The sequence below is a fragment of the Cupriavidus sp. GW823-FHT07A04 genome (genome assembly GCF_058794615.1).
The window spans coordinates 12654-38032 of record NZ_JBXAHA010000034.1 but is presented as its reverse complement, the minus strand read 5'-3'; the positions used below and the strand labels follow the sequence as shown (position 1 = coordinate 38032).

22 protein-coding genes and 1 pseudogene are annotated in these 25379 nt (G+C 65.8%); 13 read left to right on the top strand and 10 right to left on the bottom strand.

Going from position 1 to position 25379, the window contains the following annotated elements; genetic code table 11:
* Positions 1–19 precede the first annotated feature (19 nt).
* The 4 genes from prmC to hemA form a co-directional block, all read right to left on the bottom strand.
* Positions 20–937 (bottom strand): peptide chain release factor N(5)-glutamine methyltransferase, encoded by a 918-nt coding sequence (gene prmC / locus AC1Q7Q_RS38470; protein WP_492375872.1) that lies wholly within the window; start codon positions 935–937, stop codon positions 20–22.
* 123 nt (positions 938–1060) lie between these two features.
* The gene (locus AC1Q7Q_RS38465) at positions 1061–1387 is read right to left on the bottom strand and encodes a hypothetical protein (RefSeq protein ID WP_150985667.1); all 327 of its coding nucleotides are present in this window, start codon (positions 1385–1387) and stop codon (positions 1061–1063) included.
* Positions 1388–1611: 224 nt separating this feature from the next.
* Positions 1612–2694 (bottom strand): peptide chain release factor 1, encoded by a 1083-nt coding sequence (prfA, locus tag AC1Q7Q_RS38460; protein ID WP_492375873.1) that lies wholly within the window; start codon positions 2692–2694, stop codon positions 1612–1614.
* 134 nt (positions 2695–2828) lie between these two features.
* Entirely contained in the window at positions 2829–4133 is a 1305-nt protein-coding gene (gene hemA / locus AC1Q7Q_RS38455; protein ID WP_174427671.1) for a glutamyl-tRNA reductase, read from the bottom strand.
* Between the two features lie 253 nt (positions 4134–4386).
* On the opposite strand from hemA, the gene AC1Q7Q_RS38450 reads away from it, so the two are divergent.
* Entirely contained in the window at positions 4387–4623 is a 237-nt protein-coding gene (locus AC1Q7Q_RS38450) for a hypothetical protein (protein ID WP_492375874.1), read from the top strand.
* A 55-nt stretch (positions 4624–4678) separates the two neighbouring features.
* On the opposite strand, the gene AC1Q7Q_RS38445 is transcribed toward AC1Q7Q_RS38450, so the two are convergent.
* Entirely contained in the window at positions 4679–5446 is a 768-nt protein-coding gene (locus AC1Q7Q_RS38445; RefSeq protein WP_492375875.1) for a 5'-methylthioadenosine/adenosylhomocysteine nucleosidase, read from the bottom strand.
* Positions 5447–5603: 157 nt separating this feature from the next.
* Between AC1Q7Q_RS38445 and AC1Q7Q_RS38440 the strand changes: the two genes are divergently transcribed.
* The 5 genes from AC1Q7Q_RS38440 to AC1Q7Q_RS38420 all read left to right on the top strand — a co-directional run bounded on the left by AC1Q7Q_RS38440 (position 5604) and on the right by AC1Q7Q_RS38420 (position 10350).
* Entirely contained in the window at positions 5604–6659 is a 1056-nt protein-coding gene (locus AC1Q7Q_RS38440; protein ID WP_492375876.1) for a DUF2157 domain-containing protein, read from the top strand.
* Complete coding sequence (locus AC1Q7Q_RS38435; RefSeq protein ID WP_492375877.1) at positions 6656–7777, top strand: DUF4401 domain-containing protein; 1122 nt, start codon at positions 6656–6658, stop codon at positions 7775–7777. The genes AC1Q7Q_RS38440 and AC1Q7Q_RS38435 overlap by 4 nt, the downstream gene beginning before the upstream one ends.
* Entirely contained in the window at positions 7774–8274 is a 501-nt protein-coding gene (locus tag AC1Q7Q_RS38430) for a GDYXXLXY domain-containing protein (RefSeq protein ID WP_492375878.1), read from the top strand. The genes AC1Q7Q_RS38435 and AC1Q7Q_RS38430 overlap by 4 nt, the downstream gene beginning before the upstream one ends.
* 283 nt (positions 8275–8557) lie before the next feature.
* Entirely contained in the window at positions 8558–9763 is a 1206-nt protein-coding gene (locus AC1Q7Q_RS38425) for an AAA family ATPase (RefSeq protein ID WP_492375879.1), read from the top strand.
* Positions 9760–10350 carry a DUF4276 family protein gene (locus AC1Q7Q_RS38420; RefSeq protein ID WP_492375880.1) on the top strand — a complete coding sequence of 197 codons (591 nt, stop codon included), beginning with the start codon at positions 9760–9762 and terminating at the stop codon, positions 10348–10350. The genes AC1Q7Q_RS38425 and AC1Q7Q_RS38420 overlap by 4 nt, the downstream gene beginning before the upstream one ends.
* 222 nt (positions 10351–10572) lie before the next feature.
* Here the strand turns inward: AC1Q7Q_RS38420 and AC1Q7Q_RS38415 are convergent.
* Positions 10573–10739: pseudogene (locus AC1Q7Q_RS38415) on the bottom strand (sodium:solute symporter); the annotation flags it as partial.
* A gap of 527 nt (positions 10740–11266) precedes the next feature.
* Here AC1Q7Q_RS38415 and AC1Q7Q_RS38410 point away from each other — a divergent pair.
* Positions 11267–11557 (top strand): hypothetical protein, encoded by a 291-nt coding sequence (locus AC1Q7Q_RS38410; RefSeq protein ID WP_492375946.1) that lies wholly within the window; start codon positions 11267–11269, stop codon positions 11555–11557.
* A 125-nt stretch (positions 11558–11682) separates the two neighbouring features.
* On the opposite strand, the gene ychF is transcribed toward AC1Q7Q_RS38410, so the two are convergent.
* Positions 11683–12774 carry a redox-regulated ATPase YchF gene (gene ychF / locus AC1Q7Q_RS38405; RefSeq protein ID WP_492375947.1) on the bottom strand — a complete coding sequence of 364 codons (1092 nt, stop codon included), beginning with the start codon at positions 12772–12774 and terminating at the stop codon, positions 11683–11685.
* A gap of 333 nt (positions 12775–13107) precedes the next feature.
* Here ychF and AC1Q7Q_RS38400 point away from each other — a divergent pair, with 333 nt between their 5' ends.
* The 5 genes from AC1Q7Q_RS38400 to AC1Q7Q_RS38380 all read left to right on the top strand — a co-directional run bounded on the left by AC1Q7Q_RS38400 (position 13108) and on the right by AC1Q7Q_RS38380 (position 20678).
* A complete protein-coding gene (locus tag AC1Q7Q_RS38400; protein WP_492375948.1) occupies positions 13108–14370 on the top strand; it encodes a UbiH/UbiF family hydroxylase in 1263 nt (420 codons plus the stop codon).
* A gap of 71 nt (positions 14371–14441) precedes the next feature.
* Positions 14442–15191, top strand: coding sequence for a DsbC family protein (locus AC1Q7Q_RS38395; protein ID WP_492375949.1), 750 nt, complete (start codon positions 14442–14444; stop codon positions 15189–15191).
* Positions 15192–15280: 89 nt separating this feature from the next.
* On the top strand, positions 15281–16270 hold the full coding sequence (gene acuI / locus AC1Q7Q_RS38390; RefSeq protein WP_492375950.1) for an acrylyl-CoA reductase (NADPH): 990 nt from the start codon (positions 15281–15283) through the stop codon (positions 16268–16270).
* 44 nt (positions 16271–16314) lie between these two features.
* Positions 16315–18120, top strand: coding sequence for a M61 family metallopeptidase (locus AC1Q7Q_RS38385; protein ID WP_492375951.1), 1806 nt, complete (start codon positions 16315–16317; stop codon positions 18118–18120).
* A gap of 35 nt (positions 18121–18155) precedes the next feature.
* Positions 18156–20678 carry an FUSC family protein gene (locus AC1Q7Q_RS38380; protein WP_492375952.1) on the top strand — a complete coding sequence of 841 codons (2523 nt, stop codon included), beginning with the start codon at positions 18156–18158 and terminating at the stop codon, positions 20676–20678.
* Positions 20679–20783: 105 nt separating this feature from the next.
* Here AC1Q7Q_RS38380 and AC1Q7Q_RS38375 read toward each other — a convergent pair whose 3' ends face one another.
* On the bottom strand, positions 20784–22130 hold the full coding sequence (locus AC1Q7Q_RS38375; RefSeq protein WP_492375953.1) for an ABC transporter ATP-binding protein: 1347 nt from the start codon (positions 22128–22130) through the stop codon (positions 20784–20786).
* Positions 22131–22180: 50 nt separating this feature from the next.
* Entirely contained in the window at positions 22181–23935 is a 1755-nt protein-coding gene (locus AC1Q7Q_RS38370) for an ABC transporter permease (protein WP_492375954.1), read from the bottom strand.
* A gap of 314 nt (positions 23936–24249) precedes the next feature.
* Between AC1Q7Q_RS38370 and AC1Q7Q_RS38365 the strand changes: the two genes are divergently transcribed.
* Positions 24250–24522: an acylphosphatase gene (locus AC1Q7Q_RS38365; RefSeq protein ID WP_174428369.1), complete on the top strand. Its 273-nt coding sequence runs from the start codon at positions 24250–24252 to the stop codon at positions 24520–24522.
* Between the two features lie 34 nt (positions 24523–24556).
* Here AC1Q7Q_RS38365 and AC1Q7Q_RS38360 read toward each other — a convergent pair whose 3' ends face one another.
* Positions 24557–25360 (bottom strand): uracil-DNA glycosylase, encoded by an 804-nt coding sequence (locus tag AC1Q7Q_RS38360; protein ID WP_492375955.1) that lies wholly within the window; start codon positions 25358–25360, stop codon positions 24557–24559.
* Positions 25361–25379 lie beyond the last annotated feature (19 nt).

Sequence of the window (25379 nt, the reverse complement as noted above, 5' to 3'; positions counted from 1 at the left end):
CCGGAATCGGCTGCCGGCTTCAGGCGGCCGCCCCGGCCTGCGCCGACAGGCGAGCCGCGCTGCATCGTTCATGGCCTGCCAGGTCGCGCGCGGTAAAGATCTCGGCCATGCCGGCGGCGGCCAGCAGGTCGCGAGCAGCCTGGCCCTGGTCGTAGCCGTGCTCCATCAGCAGCCAGCCGCCCGCATGCAGGCGCGCGGCAGCCCCGGCCACGATTGCCCCCAGGTCCGACAAGCCATCGCCATGATCGGTCAGCGCATCGATTGGCTCGAAGCGCAGGTCGCCCTGGCCCAGGTGCGGGTCCGCGGCGGCGATATAGGGCGGATTGCTCACGATCAGGTCGAAGCGCAGGCCAGCGGGCAGCGCGGCGTACCAGTCGGAGGCCAGGAAGCGCACATTGCCGGCGCCCAGGGCGCGCGCGTTGTCTTGCGCCACCTGCAGCGCGCCGGGCGAGATATCCGTTGCCCAGACCTCGGCGTCGGGCCGTTCGCAGGCCAGCGTGACGGCCAGCGCGCCGGATCCGGTGCCCATGTCGAGCACCCGGGGCGCAACCAGTGGCGCCAGCAGCTTCAAGGCCGCTTCCACGGCGATTTCGGTGTCCGGGCGCGGAATCAGCACATCCGGGGTCACGCGGAAGGCGCGCCCGAAGAATTCCCGCTCCCCCAGCAAGTAGGCCACCGGCTCGCCGCCCAGGCGGCGCCCGAGCAAGGCGGCCACGCTGTCGCGCTGGGCCGGGGCAAGCGTTTCGTCGTCGCGCGTGATCAGCTGGGTGCGGGTGAGCCCGGTGACATGGCTGATCAGCAGTCGCGCCTCCAGCGCTGGCAAGCCGGCCGCCGCAGCCACGGCCAGGGCGTCGCGTACCGTGGCCGTCTCAGGCAGTGAGACCGGCGTGGTGGCATTGGGGCTGGGGGAGGTGGCGGTGGACGTGGTGCTGGGCATGGAGAAGGCAAAAAACAAAACCCCGTCGGGAGGTGCCCTGACGGGGTTTGCAGTGTAACGCGCTTGCCCGGGCGGCGGTGCCTGGGCGCGATGCGCCAGTGTCTTGCCGCCGTGGCGTGCGGATTACTTGTTGACGGCGTCCTTGGCCTTGTCCGCGCTGGCGTTGACAGCATCCTTGGCGGCGTCCTTGGCCTTTTCCATGGCATTGCCGGCATCGACCTTGGCCTTCTCGGCGGCAGCGGAAACGTCGGAGGCAGCGCTGCTGGCAGCGGCCTTGGCAGCATCGGCGGCATTGCTGGCGGCGGATGCGGCGTCGCTGGCGGCGGCCTTGGCGGATTCGGCGGCGCTTTGCATGGCGCTGTCGGCGCTCGGCGTGGCGGGGGCTTCTTCCTTCTTGCTGCAGGCAGCCATGGCGGCGGTGATCATCAACAGCGCGAGCAATTTCTTCATGATTTCGTCCTTTTTTCCGTTGTCGAGTGGCGACACGCCGACCTCTGTATGGCGGCTCAGTCGGAATCGATTATAGACAGCGAAAAATGGTGCGCCAGTGCTGTTGCAAGCATTTACAACAGATACAAAGGTTTTCGTAAAGAAATCGCGATTTATGCAGCGCGATCCAAAAATCTGCCTTAATGACCGGTAATTCGTCGCAATAACCTGCTATTGCCGAGCGATTAATGCGCTTCGCCCAGCGCCGCCAGTTGATCCGCCTGGTGTTCCGCGGACAAGGCGGACAGGAGCTCGTCGAGGTCGCCGTCCATGATCATGTCGATCTTGTAGAGGGTCAGGTTGATACGGTGATCCGTCACGCGCCCCTGCGGGAAATTGTAGGTGCGGATACGATCACTTCTATCGCCGGTGCCGATCAGGTTGCGCCGGGTGCTGGCTTCTTTCGCCTGGGCCGCGCGCAGCTTCGCGTCCATCAGCCGGGCCGCCAGGACCTTCATGGCCTTGTCCTTGTTGCGGTGCTGGCTGCGGTCGTCCTGGCACTCCACCACGATGCCGGTGGGCAGGTGGGTCAGGCGCACGGCCGAGTCGGTCTTGTTCACGTGCTGGCCGCCGGCGCCGGAGGCGCGGAAGGTATCCACACGCAGGTCCGACGGATTGATTTCCACCTCGGTCACCTCGTCGGCCTCGGGCATGACTGCCACCGTACAGGCCGAAGTGTGGATGCGCCCCTGGGCCTCGGTGGCTGGCACACGCTGCACGCGATGGCCGCCGGATTCGAACTTCAGCCGGGAAAAGGCCGCATCCCCGGCGATCCGGATGATCACTTCCTTGTAGCCGCCCAGGTCGGACGCCGATTCGCTCATCACCTCCACCTGCCAGCGCTGGCGCTCCGCGTAGCGTGTGTACATCCGCAGCAAATTGGCGGCGAACAGCGCGCTTTCCTCGCCGCCGGCACCCGCGCGGATTTCCAGCAGCAGGTTGCGGTCGTCGTTGGGGTCCTTGGGCAGCAGCAATGTCTGCAGGCTGCCTTCCAGCGTTTCCAGCCGCTCGCGGGCCGCGGTGATCTCATCGGCCGCGAACTCCTTCATCTCGGGATCGTCCAGCAGCGCTTGCGCGGTGGACAGGTCCTCCTGTGCCTGGCAGTACTGCGCATATTGCTCGGCCACCGGCGTCAGTTCGGCGTGTTCGCGCGTGAGCTTGCGGTACTGGTCGATCTTGGCGGTGGCATCTTCGCGCGCAAGCAGGGCGTTGACTTCGTCGAGTCGCTCGGACAATTGGTCGAGCTTGGCAAGCATGCTGGCTTTCATGGGGGTCCGAAGAGGCGCGGTGAAACGGGTGGAGACGGATGTTGCTGCTGGGATGCGTGCGGGCCAATGGCCAATGGCCGCAGGCAACGCAAAGCTGGCCGCGCGCAGGACACGCACGGCCGAGGCGAGCGCGGCTAGCGCTCGGAGTGGCTGCTGTGGCGGAACAAGCCCGGCACCAGGCGCAGCAAGGTCTCGCGGTCGTCGCCCTGGGTGTGGTTCAGGGCGTGGGTCGGGCCGTGCAGGAATTTGCGGGTGAGCGCGCCGGACAGGGCTTCGAGCACGGCTTGCGGGTCGTCGCCGCGCGCCAGCATGCGGCGCGCGCGCTCCAGTTCGGCCTGGCGCATGGCCTCGCCCTGCACCTGCAGTTCGCGGATGACCGGCACTACGCTGCGGGTTTCCAGCCAGTGCATGAAATTCTGCACGCGGCTTTCGATGATGGCTTCCGCCTGGGCCACGGCAGCCTGGCGCATGGCATTGCCCTCGCGCACGATGGCGCCGAGGTCGTCCACGGTGTACAGGAAGACGTCGTCCAGGCGCGCGACTTCGGGCTCCACGTCGCGCGGCACGGCCAGGTCCACCATCATGATGGGGCGGTGGCGGCGCAGCTTGACGGCGCGTTCCACCGCGCCCAGCCCGATGATGGGCAGGGAGCTGGCGGTGCACGACACCACGATGTCGAACTCATGCAGGCGCGCGCCCAGCTCCGACAGGCGGATGGCCTCGGTGGTCAGGCCCTGGCCGGCGAGTTGCTCGGCCAGCCGCTCGCCACGCTCCACGGTGCGGTTGGCCACCACGATCTGGCGCGGCGTTTGCGCCGCGAAGTGCGTGGCGCACAGCTCGATCATCTCGCCCGCGCCGATGAACAGCACGCGCTGGGTCGAGACGCTTTCAAAAATCCGCTGGGCCAGGCGCACCGCGGCAGCGGCCATGGATACCGAATGCGCGCCGATCTCGGTCTGGCCGCGGACCTCCTTGGCCACCGCGAACGTGCGCTGGAACAACTGGTTCAGGTAGGTGCCCAGCGCGCCGGCTTCACCGGCGGTGCGCACCGCATCCTTCAACTGGCCCAGGATCTGGGTTTCGCCCAGCACCATCGAGTCCAGCCCGCTGGCCACGCGGAAGGCATGGCGCACGGCTTCGGACTGCGGCAACGAGTACAGGTGGGGAGCGAGTTCGCCGGCCGGCACGTTATGGTGCTGCGCCAGCCAGCGCAGAGTGTGCTCGAAGCCTTCCGAACCCGACAGCAGCACATCGGTGGCGCAATAAATCTCGGTGCGGTTGCAAGTGGAAAGGATGGCGGCTTCGGTGCCATTTTTGCCGGCCAGGTGGGTGCGCAAGGCGCCCAGGGCGGGTTTGATCTGCTCAAGCGGAAACGCCACTCGCTCGCGCAGCGAGACGGGCGCCGTGGTGTGATTGATACCGATCGCGAGCAGTTGCATGGTGGGGAGCATGTCTCTCTGGCCGGGCTCCGGGCGGCGGCTTTGCAGGCTGCAGCGCGGGAGTCAGGTGCAATCCGGGCATGAATTCAAGCGCGGATTCCGGCGCAAAGCGCCGCCGAACCGGGCTACATTATAGCGCCCGGCGCGGATCTTGCCGGAGCGCGGTCGGGTTTACCGTATTGTTGCGGCCACGCGCGGTGACTGGCGGGAATCCCCGGGCAGCGCGCCATATGGTGGAATTTGGGAGAAAGTGATGTTGGGTACGCTGGTGGTAGGGGTGCTGGTTGGGCTGGCGGCGCGGTGGCTGCACCCCGTGGGCCGGGTCAGCCTGCTTGCGGCGGTGGTGTTCGGCGTACTGGGCGCGCTGGCCGCGTTTTACGGCGGCCGTGGGCTGCACTGGTTTGTCGACGGGCAGATGGCGGGCTGGTTCGCGGCTATCCTGGGCGCGGCCGTGCTGGTTGGCGTCGGGGGCGTGGCCAGGGGGCGGTGAGATTGAATGAATGCCATCCAATCTCGAATCCCGAATTCACGCCGCTTTAGTCTGGTTACCCGCGCTGCTCCAGAAACCGTCTCAAAACCCCGCTCGAATAATGGCTGGCCACGTTGGTCAGGAACGCCGCAAAATCCACGTGCGCGGTATCGTCGGCCCGATCCGAGAGCGTGCGCATCACCGCATGCCGCACGCCATACTCATGGCAAACCTGCGCCACCGCGGCGCCTTCCATTTCCACCGCCAGCACGCTGGGCAAGCGCTCGCGCAACTCGGCCGCGGCGGCGGGTGAGCCGATGAACTGGTCGCCGCTGGCGATCATCCCCTCATGCAGCCTGGGCGCGCTGACCCCGAAGCGCGCCAGCACGCCGGCCGGGACGGAGGTCGGCAGATCATCCCGCAGGTAGCCTGCCACCGCATCGCGCAGCGCGGCGGTAAGCGCCGGGTCGGTGGGGAATTCAGCGCGATCCAGCAACGGGACCTCATGGCGGGAAAAAAACGGCCGCGCGTCCAGGTCGTGCTGCAGCGTGCGGTCCGCCACCACCACGTCCCCGACCCGCGTCTCGGCCCCGATGCCGCCGGCCAGGCCGGTGAAGACGATCTCATCCACGCCGAACTCGCGCACCAGGGTGACCGTGGTGGCCGCCGCCGCTACCTTGCCCATGCGCGCGAGCACCAGCACGCAGCGCTGGCCGTAGAGATGGCCAACGTGATAGTCGCGCATGCCGATCGTCCACACGGTGGCGCGGGCATCATCGTGGCGCATGGCGGCGATCAGGCCGTCGACTTCATCGTGGATGGCGGCGAGGATACCAAGGGTCATGGCGAGGCGTGGCTGGGTTGGAGAAACGCACAGCATACCGGGCCGGGACAGGGCGGCAAAGCAGCGCTGTCGCATGTTCCCGCTCACGCAAGGAAAGCTGCGCAGATGGCGGCGCCTTTGCTACAGTGCGCTGGCGTATCCATCACATGGGGCATCGATGCAGGCAACCACAACGCAGGGCTTTCAAGACCGGCGGGCAGCGCGCCAGGCGCTGGCAGACTGGCGTGAGCAGGGCGTGCTCGGCGCCGACGGCGTGGCCGCCGGCTGGCCAGGGACCGAACCCGACGCGGCGCAGTGGCGGACCTGGCTCGATCGCACGTTGCTGATGCTGGGCGCCGCGCTGCTGTGCGCCGGCGTGATCGTGTTCTTCGCCTTCAACTGGCAGGACCTGCACAAGTTTGCCAAGTTTGGCCTGCTGGCCGGCGCGCTGACGCTGCTGGCGGGATTCGCCTGGCTGCGCCCGCCCGCCGACATGGCGGGGCTGGCGGCGCTCTGCGGCGCCCAGGTGGTGGCCGGCGTGCTGCTGGCCGTGATCGGACAGGTCTACCAGACCGGCGCAGACGCGTGGCAGCTGTTCGCCCTTTGGGGACTGCTGGCGATCCCGTGGGCGCTGGCCGCGCGCGCGGCGCCGCACTGGTGGGTGGTGATCGTGCTGGCCAATGTCGCGCTGCTGCGGTATCTCAGCGTGCGTCTTGGCGTGGGTGGCATGTTCGACCTGCTGTTTGGGGCGGCTGGCGAACGGCCCACCACGCTCTCGTTGCTGGCGGCCACGCTGGTGCAACTGGTGCTGTGGTTCGCGCTGCGCGCAGTGGCGCCGGCCTACGGCTTTCGCGGGCTGGCCGGCGCGCGCATCCTTGCGACGCTGGCGTGCGCCTACGCTGGCTGGCTCGGCCTCGCCAGCATCCTGCACAACCGCTTCGACCCCGCCATGTTCGGCGTGGCCATGCTCACGCTGGGCGGGCTGCTGGCCTGGTTCCGGCTGCGGGCATTCGATGTGGTGGCGCTCAGCCTGGCCAGCTTCTCGGTCATCGTGCTGCTGGTGACCGGGGTTGCCCGGCTACTGCTGGAGGGCAGCCGGGACGCGTTCGGCGCCTTCCTGATCCTCGGGCTGCTGACCATTGGCCTGTCCGCCGCGGCGGCGGCCTGGCTGCTGCGCGCCTATCGACACCACGGGCAAGCCCAAAGCGGCGCGCCCAACGGAGAGCCGGCATGACCAGCGACCATCACGTAGTACGAAGGTTGTGGCAGGACTTGGCCGCGCGCGGCTTGGTGCAAGGGCAGCCGCAAGCCGCACAAGGGCGCACGCCATGGGCCGTCAGGCTGCTGATGGGACTTGCGGGCTGGCTTGGTGCGGTGTTCTTCCTCGCCTTCCTGCTCGGCTCGGTCTTTGTGGCCGCGCGCGACAACGCCACGGCAATGGCGCTCTGCGGCGCCGCCATGATCGCGCTGGCCGCGGTGCTGTACCGGCGCCGCGCGGGCGCCACCGCGCTCGAGCAATTCGCGCTGGCCGTCAGCCTCAGCGGCCAGGGCCTGCTCGTGTACGGCGCGAGCCAGGCCTACGGCGGCGGCCGCCTGCTCGAATCGGCCGCCTTCTGGGGCGCGCTCGCGCTGCTGGAGGCCGTGCTCTATGTGCTCGTCAGCAACCGGCTCCATCGCTTCCTGGCCGCGCTGGGCGTATGGACCGGCGTGGCCCTGGCGCTCCACCTGGCCATGACGCCCGGCCTGCGCCACGTCTGGCAAGCCATGAGCTTCTCGCTAGGCTGGCTCGCGCCCTTCGCCATGACGCTGCTCACCGGCTTCGTGCTGGCGCAAGGGCGCCTCTGCGCCGCCGGGCTGCACAACTGGATCGAGCCGGCCGCGGATGCCACGCTGCTGTTCGCACTGGGCGCGGCCTTGGTGGTGACCGGGCTCAGCCAGCCTCAGGCATTGCTGTTCGATGCTGATACCGGGCGCCAAGCCGGCAACTACTGGATGGCCGGCGCGCTGTTTGGCGCGGTGCTAGCCGCGTTTGTCCTTGCCGAAGCAGGCCGGCTGCAGCTAAGCCCGGCGGTGCGGGGCACTGCGCTTGTCGGCGCGGTGCTGTTTGGCGCCTTGCTCGCTGGTGCGCCGGCGGTCGTCGCCGCCGCCCTTGCGCTCGGCCCGGCGCTGCGCCGCGGCTCGCTGCCCTGGCTGGGCCTGGCCGTCGCCACGCTCGGCAGCGGTTTCATCTGGTACTACAGCGCGCTGCACTGGACGTTGCTGATCAAGTCCGCCACGCTCGCCGGCGCCGGCATCGCCGTGCTGCTGCTGCGCATGGCGCTGCGTCGCGATGGCGCAAGGAGACAAGCATGAAACGCTGGATACTATTGGCATGGGTGCTCACGCTCGGCCTGGCCGCCTTCGCCATCACCGGCAAGGAACGGCTGCTGGCGCATGGCGACACCGTCTACCTGCGCCTGGCGCCAGTCGATCCGCGCTCGCTCATGCAAGGCGACTACATGGCGCTGAACTTCGCCATCGCCGAGTCCATCCGCCAGGCAGGCAAGCTGCAAGGCATCGAGCCCGCCCGCGAGCAAGTTGCCGTGATCCGCCGCGATGCACGCGGCGAAGCCACCTTCGTGCGCCTGTACACGGGCGAGGCACTGGCCGGCGGCGAGCAACTGCTGCGCTTCCAGAACGTGCCGGCCCGCTGGGGCGGCACGCAGGCGCAGGTGTCCACTGATGCGTACTTCTTCCAGGAAGGGCAGGGGGCGCGGTTCGAGAAGGCGCGCTATGGCGAGTTTCGCGTCGGGCCGGATGGACAGGCGCTGCTGGTCGGGCTGCGGGGGGAGGATTTGGGGGCACTGTGAGTGATCGAGTACAACAGGCATTTTTTCAAATACGTTGGATTTCGATCCGGACCTTCAAAGGTAAAGTGTTACGAGGCCATCGTTGCACAATTACGACCATTGCTCGGGAATTGACGGTCATGCTCAGCGACGGAGTATACTCTTAAATGGTGCTTGATAATTATAGGCGTGAGGCGAAGGGACGCTTTGACGCTTGAGTTATGGAGATTTATCAATTAGGTGGATGGAGCTCGCCTAATTGAAATGTAATTGAATTGATGTGTAAATATTGCGAGTCCTCTCGATGAATCGTCCTGTTTTTCTTACGCGTGTAGTGCTGCGCAACTATAAGAGCATCGGTCATTGTGATGTGAGGCTCAGGCCGCTAACTTATCTCGTCGGCGCGAATGGTTCCGGGAAAAGCAATTTTCTTGATGCGATGCACTTGGTCCGCGATGCCCTAGCGGGGTCATTAGATAACGCTTTGAATGAGCGTGGCGGACTTGCGGAGGTTCGTCGGCGCTCTAGTGGGCATCCGACGCATTTCGGTATTCGTATGGAATTCGTCCTGCCCGACGGCAGGCAAGGGCATTACGCCTTCAATATCGGCGCCTTGAAAAATGGTGGGTATGAGGTACAAACAGAGGAGTGCGCAATCGGTGGGGTCGGCAAAGGGCCCTTCTTTGAGGTCGAGCGGGGGAAGGTGAAGCGGACTAGCGAGGCGACATTTCCTGCACTCACAGCCGATCGGTTGGCGCTTGTCGCAGCGTCAGGGTTGGCCGATTTTCGTCCATTGTTCGATGCTCTTGTGAATATGGGGTTTTATAATTTGAATCCCAAAGTCATGCGTGAATTGCAAAAGCCCCAGGAAGGCCGGTTGCTAAAGCCGGTTGGCGAGAATGTGGCTAATGTGATTGGGCATTTGGAGCGCACGGCACCTCAGCAGGTTATTACTATTCAGGAATATTTGCAGACAGTTGTACCGATGGTGCATGGCGTTGAGCGCAAGACTATTGGTCCGATGGAGACATTGGAGTTTCGGCAGGATATGGCGGGTTCCAAGCATCCTTGGAAATTTTTGGCGCAAAATATGTCAGATGGGACATTGAGGGCGCTTGGTGTATTAACTGCATTGTTTCAAAGTAATCCAGATTACGCACCAACCCTTGTATGTATTGAGGAGCCGGAAACAGCGCTACACCCGGCCGCGAGCTCGGCCTTGCGAGAGGCCCTCAATCGTGCGTCAGAGCAGACACAAATTGTCATTACTAGTCATAGTCCTGACTTGCTCGACGATCCCAATTTGGAAGCAGATGCATTGCTAGCCGTGGTGTCTGTCGGGGGGGAGACGCACATTGCTCCATTAGATAAGGGTTCAAGATCGTCTATGCGTGAGCACTTGTTCTCCGCGGGTGAATTATTGCGTCTAAATCAACTGTCGCCTGATCCGGAGATAATAAATTCTCAATCTCTGAGTCAGCCTGATTTATTCGGGAGAGTGTTGGAATGAGCCGGGTTGTCGCAATCGTTGAGGGTGATGGCGAGGTGCTGGCCGTGCCGATATTGTTACGTCGGTTATTCAGTTGGCTTATGCCTGATATTTGGCTCGATGTTGCGACGCCGATACGCGTTCGCCGCGACAGGTTCCTCAATCGTGATGAGGAATTTCGCCGGTATCTACAGCTAGCGGCGAATAAGTGTGACGATGACGGATTGGTATTGATACTGCTTGATGCCGATGATGATTGCCCAGCGACACTCGGGGCGCATATCCTAGAGAGAGCCAAGCTGTGTATTCCTCATCGCAGATTATCTGTGGTGCTGGCAAATCGGGAGTACGAGGCGTGGTTTTTAGCGGCAGCTCGTTCTCTTGACGGGCATCGGGGTTTCCGATTTAATCCCAATGAGGCTATTGAGGCGGAAAGGCCGCGTAATGCAAAGCTTTGGATGACTGAGCATATGCTTGGGAGTAGCTACCAAGTTATGACTGATCAACCTGCATTCTCTTCGATTATGGATTTGCAGATGACTCATGCTGGTAGTAGATCGTTTCGCAAGCTTTGCAGCGAAATCCAGCTTCAAGTTTCTTCTGCCTAACTTCGGGTACTGCTGGGGAGTTGACGCCGGCGCGGATCGAAGCGCCCGATCATGATTCGCAATCAACAGGCTCGGCGAAGACGATTGGATAATTCGGGAATTCTTGACGATGCTGCCCCGTTTCTGGAATCGTCGACCTACTGCCTGAGGATGAGTGTCGAGCGGGATGGGGATCAGAAGTCAAGACGATAGGTTGAGGCTTCGTTGTCGATCCGCGTTGGCTCAGACCCCGGACCATCTCCGCACCACCATCGACACCACGAACGCCACGACGATATTCGCCGCCAGCGCAATCGAGCCGATGTAGAGCTACACGTGGCACGGCCAACGTGTAGCGCAAATACTGGCTTGAGGCCCTGCGAAATCGCCATGCCCGTGCCTAGCGCGATGCATATTCATGGATGCTCAAACAAACTGGTATTGCCGATTGCATGCTTAGCATGGGGCTGTACGAGCTTGCCCATCCGCTTTGGCCCTCTCATGATTTCTATTGGGGAGGAATTCCAGACCCTGTTTGCGCATCTTCGTGGAGTCAGCAGCCGACGCCTCGGGGAGTGCCCAAGATCATTGCTACCAGCGCTATACTAGACAAGTCGCTGCAACCACAGCGACCGGGATTGGCGTCCCGAAAACGTAGGCGGACAACCGCCTCCAGGCGGTTTTTTCCGTCGCGCCTTCGCACGTCCCTATGGGCGGGCCTGGGCGGGGGAGCCTTCGGGCTCGCCGGTTCCTACGTTCTGGTACGCCAACCCTGCCTTGCGCCCGCCCACCCCGATTGGCGTTGGGGAGCGGAGTCGAAACCGCAACGTAGGAGGCATCCGCATGCCGCAGTCTTCGCATGCCCAATTCGGGCAAACTGTATTTCCCAAAACTCCTCCCGATCTGAGCGAGCGCGCGTCCCAACGGAGGGTGTTCGATGTGTAAGCACCCCCATTACAACTTCAGCGCCGAGCAGACTGGCCGCGATATCTTCGTGACCGCGCACGCCGCATCCGAAAGCCCGCTTAGCCTCGCCGCTGAAAAGGCTGCCCAACTCAACGCGCTGCTGTCCGTCGCGATCGAGAACGCTGCCGGTGGCACCCTTGCGAACTTGACTGACGAGACACAAGGTCACCTGCTCTCGCTGGCGGCGACACTCGCTAACGAAGCGCTGGTGTTGAGCGAACTCGCGGTCTTGCGGGACTCGGAGGGCGCGCGTGATGGATGAACTGGCGGTGGCTCGGCACGAGCGACCGGCCGCCACTTGAAACAGAAAGCCCCGCAAGCACACATGCCTTGCGGGGCTTTTTCGTCGCCCGCCGAGTGGAGCCGGCGGGCAGTAGCTCAGGGTGATCAGACGTTGAACAAGAAGTTCATCACGTCGCCATCCTTCACCACATATTCCTTACCTTCCGCGCGCATCTTGCCGGCTTCCTTCGCGCCTTGCTCACCCTTGTAGGCAATGAAATCCTCATAAGCGATGGTCTGGGCGCGGATGAAGCCGCGTTCGAAGTCGGTGTGGATCACGCCAGCCGCTTGCGGCGCGGTGTCGCCCACGTGGATGGTCCAGGCGCGGACTTCCTTCACGCCGGCGGTGAAGTAGGTCTGCAGGCCGAGCAGGGTGAAGCCGGCGCGGATCACGCGATCCAGGCCGGGTTCTTCCATGCCGAGGTCGGCCAGGAACACGGCCTTGTCTTCGTCGTCGAGGTCGGCGATTTCAGCTTCGATGGCGGCGCAGACGGCCACGACCGGCGACTTGGTCTTGGCGGCGTGGGCGCGCACGGCGTCCAGGTGCGGGTTGTTCTCGAAGCCGTCTTCACGCACGTTGGCCACGTACATGGTGGGCTTGGCGGTGATCAGGCACAGCGGCTTGATGGCGGCCCATTCCTCGTCGGACAGGTCGAGCGTGCGCACGGCCTTGGCCTCGTTGAGCACGGCCTGGGCTTTTTCCAGCACGGCCACCAGGCGCAGCGCTTCCTTGTCGCCGGCGCGGGCGGGCTTGATGTAGCGGGCGTGGGCTTTTTCGACGGTGGAGAGGTCGGCCAGCGCCAGTTCGGTGTTGATCACCTCGATGTCGGACAGCGGATCGACCCGGCCGGCGACGTGGATCACGTTGTCGTCTTCGAAGCAGCGCACCACGTGGGTGATGGCGTCGGTTTCGCGGATGTTGGCCAGGAACTGGTTGCCCAGGCCTTCACCCTTGGACGCGCCAGCCACCAGGCCGGCGATGTCGACGAATTCGACCACGGCCGGCAGGATGCGCTCGGGCTTGACGATCTCGGCCAGCTTGGCGAGCCTCGTATCCGGCACTTCCACCACGCCCACATTGGGCTCGATGGTGCAGAACGGATAGTTCTCGGCGGCGATGCCGGCCTTGGTCAGGGCGTTGAACAGCGTGGACTTGCCGACGTTGGGCAGGCCGACGATGCCGCATTTGAGGCTCATGGTAAACCTTTAAAAATCAATGGGTTGCGGTTCACCCTGGGTGCGTCCGGCGCACTGGAATGGCGCAGCGATGGGGACGCAGAGGGGAGGGTTCAGCACGAGACAACACAGCCAAAGCGGGGCGTTGCTCACCGGTTTTGTGCTGGGGTGCCATCGGAAAGATGGTTATTGTAACCTCGCCGGACGCTGCGCTGAACCGGCTGGCCGCGCCTGCCGCCTGCTGAATTTGTGCGCCTCGCGGGCGTGCGCCCCTTTGCCGCAGGCGCCCGGGCGCCGCTTCATGCGCGCGAGGGCGCACCAAAGCCATCGTGCCGGGGTGGCTATAATCCACGCATGACTCGTCCATCTCCCTCCCGTTTCCAGGTTGCCGTGGTTGGCGGCGGCATCGTCGGCAAGGCTTGTGCGTTGTTGCTGGCCCAGCAGGGCATGCAGGTGGCGCTGATCGCGCCGCGATTGCCTGCCGCCGCGGCCGCGCCGGATCCTGGCCAGTGGGACAGCCGTATCTACGCCTTCTCGGCAAGCTCGCAAGCCTTGCTGGAGCGGTTGCGCGTGTGGGAGGCGCTGGACCCGGCGCGGATGCAGCCGGTGTGCGACATGCGCGTGTTTGGCGACGCGAGCGCGGCGCAGGCGAATGCCTCGGCTGCCGGCGATCTCCATTTCTCGGCCTACGCGGCCACGGTCGCGCAACTGGCATGGATCATCGAATCCGGCCATGTGGAGCGCGTGCTCGATACCGCGCTGCGCTTCCAGCACCAGGTGCACTGGCACGACGATACGGCTGCGGCGTTCGCGCGCGACCATGATGGCGTGACGCTGACCCTGGCCGGCGGCGACAAGGTGCGCGCGGCTTGCGTGGTGGGCGCCGATGGCGCGCGCTCGTGGGTGCGCGAGCAATGCCACATTCCGGTCACCAAGCGGCACTATCGCCAGCTTGGCGTCGTGGCGAATTTCGAATGCGAGCTGCCGCACCAGGACACTGCCTGGCAATGGTTCCTGGGCACGCCGCCCAAGCTGATGGCGGACGAGGAGCCGGCCAACGGCGAGATCCTGGCGTTGCTGCCGTTGCCGGGCCGGCGCGTGTCGATGGTGTGGTCGGCCGACGATGCCCATGCGAGTGAGCTGCTGGCGCTGTCGCCAGAGGCGCTGGCCGATACCGTGATGCAGGCTGCCAGCGGCGCCGTGGGACGCCAGTTTGGCGCGCTGCACTGCATCACGCCCGCGCAGGGCTTCCCCCTGGTGCTGCAGCGCGCCGATCAGTTTGTGCAGCCGCACGTGGCGCTGGTGGGCGACGCCGCGCACGTGGTGCACCCCTTGGCGGGGCAGGGCATGAACCTGGGTTTGCGCGATGTGGCGGAACTTGGCCGCGTAATGGCCGCCAAAGAGTCTTTCCGAGCAGAAGGCGACTTGCGCTTGCTGCGCCGCTACGAGCGCGCGCGCGCCACCGATTTGTTGTCGCTGACGGCGGCCACCGATGGCCTGCATCGGCTGTTTTCCCTGCCTGGCGGCGTGGCGCGCACGGTGCGCAATGCCGGCATGCGGGTCGTGGGCGGGCAGTCGCTGCTCAAGCGTTTTCTTATCGGCCGCGCGCTGGGCTGAGCGCCCGACCCTTGAACCCTGAATCCCGAGCTTGCTCGCGCGAACCGAATCATCGAATTACTGGAGTCATCATGTTGCATTTCCTGCGCCGCCGTCCCACCCTGTCCGCCACCATCGTTGGCGGCATTGCGGCTGCCGGCTTCGCGTTGCACGCCATGGCGGCGGGCGAGCCGGGCACCGACCGCATCAAGGAATCGGTGCAAAAGATGCTGGGCGGGCGCGCTGAAGTGAAGAGCGTGGCCAAGACTCCCGTGCCCGGCCTGTTTGAGGTCAATATCGGTGGCCAGGTGGTCTACACCGATGCCACCGGCCGCTACATCATCAACGGCGAGATGGTGGACTCCAAGACCGGCACCAACCTGACCGAGGAACGGCTGGCCGATATCAACCGCATCAAGTGGTCGGACCTGCCGCTGGCGCGCGCGATCAAGTGGAGCAAGGGCGACGGCAGCCGCCAGGTGGCGGTGTTCTCCGACCCCAACTGCGGTTACTGCAAGCGCATCGAGCAGACGTTCCAGCAGATGGATAACATCACGGTCTACACCTTCCTGTACCCGGTGCTGTCGCCGGATTCGTCGGTGAAGGCCAAGCAGGTGTGGTGCGCGGCCGACCGCACCAAGGCCTGGCGCGACTGGATGATCAGCCATGTGGCGCTGACCGGCAACGGCAGCTGCAAGACCCCTGTGGATGACAACCTGGCGCTCGGCCAGAGCCTGAACATCACCGGCACCCCGGCCGTGTTCTTCATGGACGGTACCCGCATTCCTGGCGCCGCCGACGCCGCCACGCTCGAGCGCAAGCTCGCCAGCCTCAAGAAGTAAGCACGTCGCGCCGGCGGCCTTCCCGGCGCTGCCGTGCCGGAGCCGGCCGGTCGTCTTTGGTTAACAATCAAAAACCGGATGGAGACTCCATGACGTTCCAGGCATTGCTGCTGACCCAGGCCGACGGCGCGACCCAGGCCGCCGTTACCGCGCTCGACGAATCCAGCCTGCCCGCCGAGGGCGATGTGCTGGTGGCCATCGACTACTCCACCATCAATTTCAAGGACGGGCTGGCCATTACCGGCCGCTCGCCGGTGGTGCGCAAGTGGCCGATGGTGGCGGGCATCGACGGCGCCGGCACGGTGCTGGAATCCGCCCATGCACGCTGGAAGGCCGGCGACAAGGTCGTGCTCAACGGCTATGGCGTGGGCGAGACGCACTGGGGGTGCCTGGCGCAGCGCGCCCGCCTCAAGGGCGACTGGCTGGTGGCGCTGCCGCCTGCCTTCACCACGCAGCAGGCCATGGCCATCGGCACGGCCGGCTATACCGCCATGCTGTCGGTGCTGGCGCTGGAGCGCGCTGGCATCAAGCCGGGCGATGGCGAGGTGCTGGTGACCGGCGCCTCGGGCGGCGTGGGCTCGGTCGCCATTGCCGTCCTGTCGAAGCTGGGCTATCGCGTGGTGGCCTCCACCGGCAAGACGGCCGAAGCGGATTTCCTCAAGGCACTGGGCGCGGCCGAGGTGATTGACCGGACGGAGCTGGGCAAGCCCGGTAAGCCGATGCAGAAGGAGCGCTGGGCTGCGGTGGTGGATTCGGTTGGCTCGCACACGCTGGTCAATGCCTGCGCGCAGGTGCGCTACGGCGGCGCGGTCACCGCATGCGGGCTGGCGCAAGGGCTGGATTTCCCGGCTTCGGTGGCGCCCTTCATCTTGCGTGGCATCACGCTCTACGGCATCGATAGCGTGATGGCCCCGATGGCCTTGCGCGAGCGGGCCTGGCAGCGGCTGTCGCAGGACCTGGAGCCGGATCGCCTGCGCGCGATCACCCGCGAGATCGGCTTGTCGGAGGCGATCGAGGCCGGGCGCAAGATTGTCGACGGTGGCATGCGCGGCCGCGTGGTGGTGAACGTCAACGCCTGAGCCGGCGCGTAGTCCGGGGCGGGCATGGCGCTACAATCACGCTCATGAAGCCGATCCATTACGCCATTGCCCCGCTTCAACCGGAAGCGCACCTGTTCGCCGTCACCGTCACGGTAGACGCCCCCAATCCCGCCGGCCAGCAGTTCTACCTGCCGGCGTGGATTCCGGGCAGCTACATGATCCGTGACTTCGCACGCAATATCGTGCGCATCCGCGCTCAGGCCGGCGGCAAGCCGGTGGCGCTGACCAAGCTGGACAAGCAGAGCTGGCAGGCGGCCCCGGTGGACGGGCCGCTTACGCTCAGCTATGAGGTCTACGCCTGGGACTTGTCGGTGCGCGCCGCACACCTCGATGCCACCCACGGATTCTTCAACGGCAGTTCCGTGTTCCTGTGCGCTGAAGGGCAGGAAGACCAGCCCTGCACGGTCGATATCCATGCACCCGCCGGCGAGGCTTATGCCGGATGGCGGGTCGCCACGGCCATGCGCGAGGCGCCCGGCCGCGGTGGCGCCAAGCGCTACGGCTTCGGCCGCTACCAGGTGGCCGACTACGACGAACTGGTCGATCACCCGGTCGAGATGGGCAACTTCACCATGGGCAGCTTCCGCGCCTGCGGCGCCCAGCACGACGTGGTGTTCACGGGCCGCGTGCCGCAGCTCGATCTCGAGCGCGTCTTGCGCGACCTCAAGCAGATCTGCGAAGCCCAGATCCGCCTGTTCGAGCCCAAGACGGAGGCCGCGCCGTTCCTCGACAGCAACCGCCGCTACGTGTTCATGACCATGGTCACGACGGACGGCTACGGCGGCCTGGAGCATCGCGCCAGCACCGCGCTGATGTGCGCGCGCGCTGACCTGCCGGCGCGCGGCAAGGCTGACGCCACCGAGGGCTACCGCACCTTCCTCGGCTTGTGCAGCCACGAGTATTTCCATACCTGGAACGTCAAACGTATCAAGCCCGCGGCGTTCGTGCCCTACCGGCTGCGCGAGGAAACCTACACGCCGCTGCTGTGGCTGTTCGAGGGTTTCACCAGCTATTACGATGACCTGATGCTGGTGCGCAGCGGCCGCATCACCGAGAAGCAGTACGTGGAGCTGCTGGCCAAGACCTGGAATGGCGTGCTGCGCGGCAACGGCCGCACCAAGCAGAGCGTGGCCGATAGCTCGTTCGATGCCTGGACCAAGTACTACCGCCAGGACGAAAACGCGCCCAACGCCATCGTCAGCTATTACACCAAGGGCTCGCTCGTTGCCCTGGCGCTGGATCTCACCATCCGCGCCAAGACTCGCAACCGCCGCTCGCTCGACGACATCATGCGCGCGCTGTGGCAGCGCTACGGCAGCGGCTTCTATGCGCCAGGCGCGCAGCAGCGCGGCGTGACCGAGGCCGAGGTGCATGCCTTGTTCGACGAGGTCAGCGGCCTGCGCCTGGGCGCGCTGCTGCGCTCGCTCACCGAAGGCACCGGCGAGCTGCAACTCGCCGCGCTCCTCAAGCCCTTCGGCATCAAGGCGGTGCCGACCAAGCCAGAGCGCAACGCCTCGCTTGGCATCAAGACCAAGACCGAGGATGGCTGGGTGCGCGTGACCCAGGTGCTCGACGGCGGCGCGGCCCAGGCGGCCGGGATCTCGGCGGGCGACCTGCTGGCCGCGGTGGACGGCCTGCGTGTAGCCCCTGGCCAGCTCGACAAGCTGCTGGCGCGCTATCGCGACGGCGATAGCGCCGAGTGCCATGTGTTCCGCCGCGATGAGCTGCATGTGCTGCCGCTGACCTTCGCGCGCGAGCCGGCGGCGCAGTACACCGTGACGGCCGAAGGCGGCCGCCAGGCCATGCGTGCGCGCTGGCTGGGCCTGTAGGCCGATTAGCCCCCAACGCCGCCGATCGCCACCACATGCAATACGCGCACGACGCCCGCACCTTCGTTTATTCGCATTACGTGTATCGCGGGCTGCGCTCCGCGACCGGGGTGATCGGCGCCACGCTGATCGCCTTGCAGTTCTCAGACCTGCCCACCGCCATGGTGGTGTCGATGGGCGCGCTGTGCACCAGCCTGATGGACCTGCCCAGCCCGTTCAACCACAAGTTCAACGAGATGCTGGCCAGCGTGCTGCTGTGCACGGCGGTGACCTTGCTGGTGGCCATGGCCACGCCGTTCCCGCGCGTGATGCCGCTGGTGCTGGTGCTGGTGACCTTCATGGCCGGCATGATGACGGTGTATGGCAACAAGACCTTGCCATTGCAGTTCTCGGCCTTGTTCGTCATGACGCTCACCATCAACGAGGACTTCGTGGTGCGGCGCGCGCTCGAGCATTCCTTGCTGTTCGGCATCGGCGCGGTGGCCTATATGGCGTACGCGATGGCGGTGAGCTGGGCCACGCAGCGGCGCACCAAGCAGCAGGTGCTGGCCGAGTCGCTGTACGAGATGGCCGGGTACCTCGAGATCAAGGCGGGTTTCTACGACGCCGGCAATGACTACGAGGCGCTGTTCAACCAGCTGGTGCGCCAGCAGATCGTGGTGGCGGAACGCCAGCAGGCAGCGCGCGACCTGGTGCTGCGCGGCAACCGCACTACGCATGACGGGCTGCTGGTACAGGTCCACATGCGCATGCTGGACCTGTACGAGTACATCCTCTCCACCAATACCGATTACCCGCTGCTGCGCCAGACTTTTGGCAGCACGCCGGTACTCGATCACTTGCGCCGGCTGGTGCAGTTGATGTGCAAGGACGTGGAGGGGATCGCCTACAACATCACCCGCGGCCGGCCTTCCTATGCGTCCGTGGATTACCAGGAAGAGCTGCGCGCCGTCGCGCACGAGATCGCGCAATTGCGCTACCACCACATCAACCCGGCGGCGATGACGGCGGCGGCGGAAACGCTCGACATGATCAAGGGCGCCATCGTGCTGGTGGAGCAGTTGCACGAGGCATCGCGCACGCCGGTGGAGCCTAGCAAGGTGCTGCCCGGGCCGGACATGACACCGTTCCTGACGCGCCAGCGCTACGAGCTCAAGGTGCTGCGCGACAACCTGAACTGGAAGTCGCCGGCGTTCCGCTTTGCGCTGCGTATCACCATGGCGGTGGGCGCGGGGCTGTGGATTGCGGAGCACCTGCCGTATGTGTCGCACAGCTACTGGATCCTGCTGACCATCATCGTCATCCTGAAGCCCAATTTCAGCATGACCAAGCAGCGCTACAACGACCGCCTGATCGGCACGCTGATCGGCTGCGTGATTGCGGTGGGCGTGCTCAAGGTCGTGCACCAGCCGCTGATCCTGCTGGGCGTGCTGTTCCTGGCGCTGGTGGCCAGCACGGCGTTCTCCACGATCAAGTACCGCTACACGGCTGTTGCCGCCTGCGTGCAGGTGCTGATCCAGATCAACCTGCTGGTGCCGGGCAGTTCTACGGTCGCGGGCGAGCGGCTGATCGATACCGTGATCGGCGGCGTGATCGCCACGGTGTTCAGCTTTGTGCTGCCCAGCTGGGAATACCGCGCGCTGCCCGCGCTGGTGGAGAACGTGCTGCAGGCCAACCGCCGCTACATTGCCGCCACGCGCGACCTGCTGCTGCGCGTGGCCAAGGACGATTTTGCCTACCGGGTGCAGCGCAAGCAGTTCATGGACAGCCTGTCCGCGCTGATCGGGTCGTTCCAGCGCATGCTCGACGAGCCTAAAAGCCGGCATCGCGCGGTGGACAACCTGAACCGCTTCATCGTGCAGAACTACCTGGTGGCGGCGCACGTGGCCGCGGCGCGCATCCAGGTGCGCGAGCACTACGGCGAGCTGGACCTGCCGGCCGCCGAAGCCGCCATCCGCCAGGCCACCGATGCCGCAGCCAACAGCCTGCAGCTGGCCAGCGAACGGCTGGCCGAGGACGATCGTGCCGGCGGGCGGGGCGCGGGTTTCGTCCGCACGGTGAAGGACCCGGCGAAGGCGAAGGCGCCGGTGAAAACCACGGAGACGGCAGGGCTCGCGAACGATCGCGTTGGGGCCAACGTGGCGGTCGCCGTTGGTGTTGCCGATGGTGCTGTCGATGGTGCTGCCGATGGTGCTGCCGATGGTGCCGGTGGTGCTGATGTGGCGGCGGTGTCCGATGCCCGGGCTGTGCGCGCCGCCGATGCGGCCATCGCCACGGAAGCGCTCACCGCGCCGCCCGCGGCTGAAGACGCCAGCGAGCGTCGCGCCCGCCTGGCTGATTCGGCCGACCGCCGCCGCGCCGATGTGCTGGTGCAGGCCGCGGCCTCGGGCGAGTTGAGCCGGGCTGCCAGCGAAGCCGGCAACTTCGCCAGCACGGCGAGCTCCACCGGGCGCACCGCCAATGCCATCCTGGAGCGCCGCCTGCGCGCGCTGCGCGAGGACACCGCCAAGATCGCCCTGCGCACCGGCGCGATCGGCAGGGCCATGCGCGAGCGCTAGGAACCGAAGAGGCCGTTTCCGAAAGATGCTGGCGCGCCTGGCCGGAACCGCTTCGCTTCATGCTGAATCGGCCGCCAAGACACCAAGAAATCCGGGCCGCGCCAATCAGGTTTGCGTGCCCGCGCCCGGCGCCGGCTGCTCCTCGCGGGGCAGCGTCAGCATGCCGCTGTTGTAGCTGTATTCGTACACCTCGCCATAGCGGCCCCATTCGATTGCCAGGGTCAGCACGCGCTCGGCTTCGTCCGGCTTGAGGAAGGCTTCGAGCTCGCGCAGCACGTGTTCCTCGCGGATCTCGCCGTCCTCGGATTGCTCCAGCTCGCGGCGGATTTGCGCGGCCAGTGCCACGTGCTGCAGCAACTGCTTGCCGAACAGCACCTTGCGTTCGGGCGGCTCTGTCTCGTAGTACGCGCGGCCCAGGCCGGTGGCGCTGATGTCGCCGCGCTCGATGGTGGCCAGCTGCAGCAGGTGCAGCGCTTCGCAGGCCGGGAGCAGGTCATCGTCGGTGAGCCCGGCTTCCTCTGCCAGGTGCGGCAGGTCGGCCCTGCCGAAAAATGGTGCTTCGCACAGCAGGTCGAGAATGGCCTCCATCTGGCTGATGTCGGCATCCGGCAAGCGGTAGCCGATATCGCGCGCGGCAGCCAGCGCGGTGACGCGCGGGCCCATCGCCGCGGGCGATGTCATCAGTGTGTAGACCTCGTCGATCAGCCCGCGCACCTGGGAAGAGTCGCGGTTGCGCGGGCGTGGGAACGGGATCTTCACCTCGGCGCGGATACGGCCCGGGTCGCTCGACAGGATCACGATGCGGTCGGCCATCATCACCGCCTCTTCGATATTGTGCGAGACGATCAGGATGCACTTGATATTGGTGCGGCCGTCTTCCCACAGGTCGAGCATTTCGTCGCGCAGGGTCTCGCCGGTCAGCACGTCGAGCGCGGAGAAGGCCTCGTCCATCAGCAGCAGGTCGGGCTCGGTCACCAGCGCACGGGCAATGCCCACGCGCTGGCGCATGCCGCCGGAGAGCTCGCGCGGCAGCGCGCTGTTGAAGCCCGACAAGCCGATCATGTCGATCGCGGCCTCGGCCCGGCGCGCGCGTTCTTCCTTGTGCACGCCCTGGGCTTCCAGCCCGAGCTCCACGTTTTGCTGCACGGTGAGCCAGGGAAACAGCGCGAACGACTGGAACACCATGGCGATGCCCTCGGCGGTGCCGCGCAGCGGCTGGCCGCGAAAGCGCACCTCGCCGCGATCGGCGCCGACCAGCCCGGCCATGATGCGCAGCAGGGTGGACTTGCCCGAGCCGGACTTGCCCAGCATGGCGACGATCTCGCCGCGCTTGAGGGTCAGGTCCACGCCTTCGAGCACGGCGCGGTCCGAGCGGTCCGCGGTGCGGAAGATTTTCGAGACGCCGCGCAGCTCTACTACGGATTCGGTTGCGTCTGCGGTGAGGCTTGCCATGATGGAGTTCCGTTCAGATTCAGGGCTTCAAATGGGTGGCGTATGGCGGCTCAAAGACGCGTGCGTTCCTGCGCCAGCAGGTAGAGGCGGTTCCACAGCAGGCGGTTGAAGCCCACCACGAAGATCGCCATCACGCCGATGCCCAGCGCGATGCGGGGGAAGTCGCCCTTGGAGGTCATCTCCGCGATATAGCTGCCCAGCCCGGTGGCGACCAGCGTGCGGTCGCCCCAGGTGACGTATTCGGACACGATACTCGCATTCCACGAGCCGCCGGCCGCGGTCACCAGGCCGGTCAGCAGGCTGGGAAACACGGCGGGGATCAGGAAGCGTTTCCACAGCAGCCAGCCGCGCAGGCCAAAGTTGCGCGCGGCCAGCTTGAGTTCGGTGGGGATGCCGGACGCGCCGGCAATCACATTGAACAGGATGTACCACTGCGTGCCGAAAATCATCAGCGGGCTGAGCCAGACCTCCGGGTTCAGCCCGAAGCGCACGATCAGCATCACCACCAGCGGGAACATCAGGTTGGCCGGGAAGGCGGCCAGGAACTGCGCCACCGGCTGGGCGATACGCGCCACGCTGGGGTTCAGGCCAATGCGGATGCCAATCGGTACCCAGATCACCGCGGCCAGCGCGATCAGCACGATCACCCGCACCATGGTCAGCGTGCCCAGCCACAGCACATGGCCCACTTCAGCCCAGCCCACCTCGGTGCGCACGAAGTGCATCACGCGATACAGCGCCAGCATGGCAATCAGGATGATGATGACGTTGCCGGCGCGCTCGATCCATATGGCGCGCCGGCCATCGTTGGCCTTCGGCGCCACCGCCTTGCGCCCGGATCCCCAGGCCAGCGTGCGCTCGGCCAACGCCGCCGTGCGGCCCAGCAGCACGCGTACCCATTCCGAGCGGCGCAGCAGGTTGAGCAGCCACGATTGCGGCTCGGTCTCCTGCGCCATGGTCTCGAAGCGGAAGCGGTCGGCCCAGGCAATCAACGGCCGGAACAGCAACTGGTCATAGAGGATGATGCCGATCAGCATGGCCAGGATGGCCCAGCCAATCGCCGCCAGGTTCTGCTGCTGGATCGCCAGCGAGATGTAGGAGCCGATACCCGGCAGCCGGATGTCGTTGCCAGACACCGAGATGGCTTCCGACGCCACCACGAAGAACCAGCCGCCGGACATCGACATCATCATGTTCCACAGCAGGCCCGGCATGGCGAAGGGCACTTCGAGGCGCCAGAACTTCTGCCACGGCGAGAGCCGGAACATGGCTGCCGCTTCCACCAGGTCGGTCGGGATGGTGCGGATCGACTGGTACAGGCTGAACGCCATGTTCCAGGCCTGCGAGGTGAAGATGGCGAAGATGGCAGCGCATTCCACCCCGACCAGGCTCCCGGGGAACAGCGCGATGAAGCCAGTCACGGTGATCGACAGGAAGCCCAGCACCGGGATCGACTGCAGGATGTCCAGCGCCGGCACCATCACTTTCTCGGCGGTACGGTTCTTGGAGGCGAGCGCCGCGAAGGCGAAGGAGAACAGCAGCGAGGCGCCCAGCGCAATCATCATGCGGATGCTGGTGCGCATGAGGTAGTAGGGCAGGTAGGCGATGTCCAGGTGCACGTCCAGCGGTTCGCCGGGCTGGTAGGGCACGTTCATCTGGCGAGCGGCAAAGGCCACCAGCACGATCACCGCCAGGATGATGGGCAGCAGCGCCAGGTCGAAGCGGTTCGGCGGCGCGGTCAGCAGCTGGCTGGCGTAGCCACGGGAAGTGACCGAGCTGGCCTGGTCGTGTTCGGCTTGCTGCATTATCTTGGCAGTGGAAACGTTGGCCGCGGTTGCCGTATGGGCCGGGTGTGGCCGGGCGGTCCGGGGGCCTGGATGGATCGGATCGGTGGTGCCAGCCAGGGCGTGGGCACCTTGCGCTGCGCTGGCTCAGGTCATGAACAGGGTTTTCGGGTTGTCGACAGGGCGTGCCTTGCGCGTCGTTGTGCTGCGGGCGTTACCTGCATTGGCCTGCCCTTACTGGTAACGCTTTGCATGGCGGTCTAGTTTACCTGTTATGCGTGTCGTAACCGTTTCAACGGATGTTTCAGCGCTCGCGCGCGGCAAGGGGAAGCCAGATGGAAACATGGCACATCGTGGTCAAGGGGAGGGTGCAGGGCGTGGGCTACCGCGTGGCCTGCGCGGGGCAGGCCGGGGCGCTCGGCATCAACGGCTGGGTGCGCAACCGGCACGATGGCTCGGTCGAGGTCATGGCCTATGGGCCGCCGGATCGGCTGGAGGCCCTTTGCAACTGGATGCGGCGCGGGCCGCCGGACGCGCAGGTCAACGCGCTAGTGGCGTTGCCCGGCGCAGGTGAGTTTGAGGATTTCGACTGCCTGCCGACCGCTTGAGACTTGCCCGGCGGGCGGGCGGCTGCCCGGCGGCTCAGGTGGCGCGCCAGTCCACCGGCGCGGCGCCGTGCTGTTGCAGCCAATCGTTGGCCAGCCGGAAGTGCCCGCAGCCCAGGAACCCCCGGTGTGCCGACAGCGGTGACGGATGCGGCGCTTCCAGCACGCAGTGCGTGCCGGCCAGCAAGGGCTTCTTGGCTTGCGCGTGGCTGCCCCACAGCAGGAAGACCAGGTGGGGGCGTGCGGCGGACAAGGCCTGGATCAGGCAGTCGGTCACCGCTTCCCAGCCGCGCCTGGCGTGGCTGGCGGCCTGGCCTTGCTCCACCGTCAGCACGGTGTTGAGCAGCAGCACGCCCTGGCGCGCCCAGCCTTCGAGATTGCCGGAGGCTGGCACGGCGCCGCCTTCATACTCCGCGGCGATTTCCTTGAAGATGTTGCGCAGGCTGGGCGGCACGCGCACGCCGTCCGGCACCGAGAAGGCCAGGCCATGCGCCTGCGGAATCTCGCTGCCGTTGACCACGCCGGTACCGTGATACGGGTCCTGACCAAGGATGACCACCTTGACGGTCTCAGGCGGCGTCAGGTGCAAGGCGTGGAACACGTCATGCGGAAAGACCGGCTTGCCGCTGGCACGCTCGCCGTCGACGAAAGCGGCCAGTTCCTGCCAGCCTGCGGTGTTCATGCAGGGGGCCAGCAATGCGCGCCAGGCCGCAGGCAGCGCGGCGGCTTGCTCGAACAGGCTGGCGGCGGCCGGGGCAGGCACGGTGGCGTTTTCTATTTCGGCTGCGGCAGCGGCCGGGGCTGTGAACAGGTCGGCCTGTGCGCTGTTGTGCTTGGTCATGCTGGAGGAGTACCTGGTT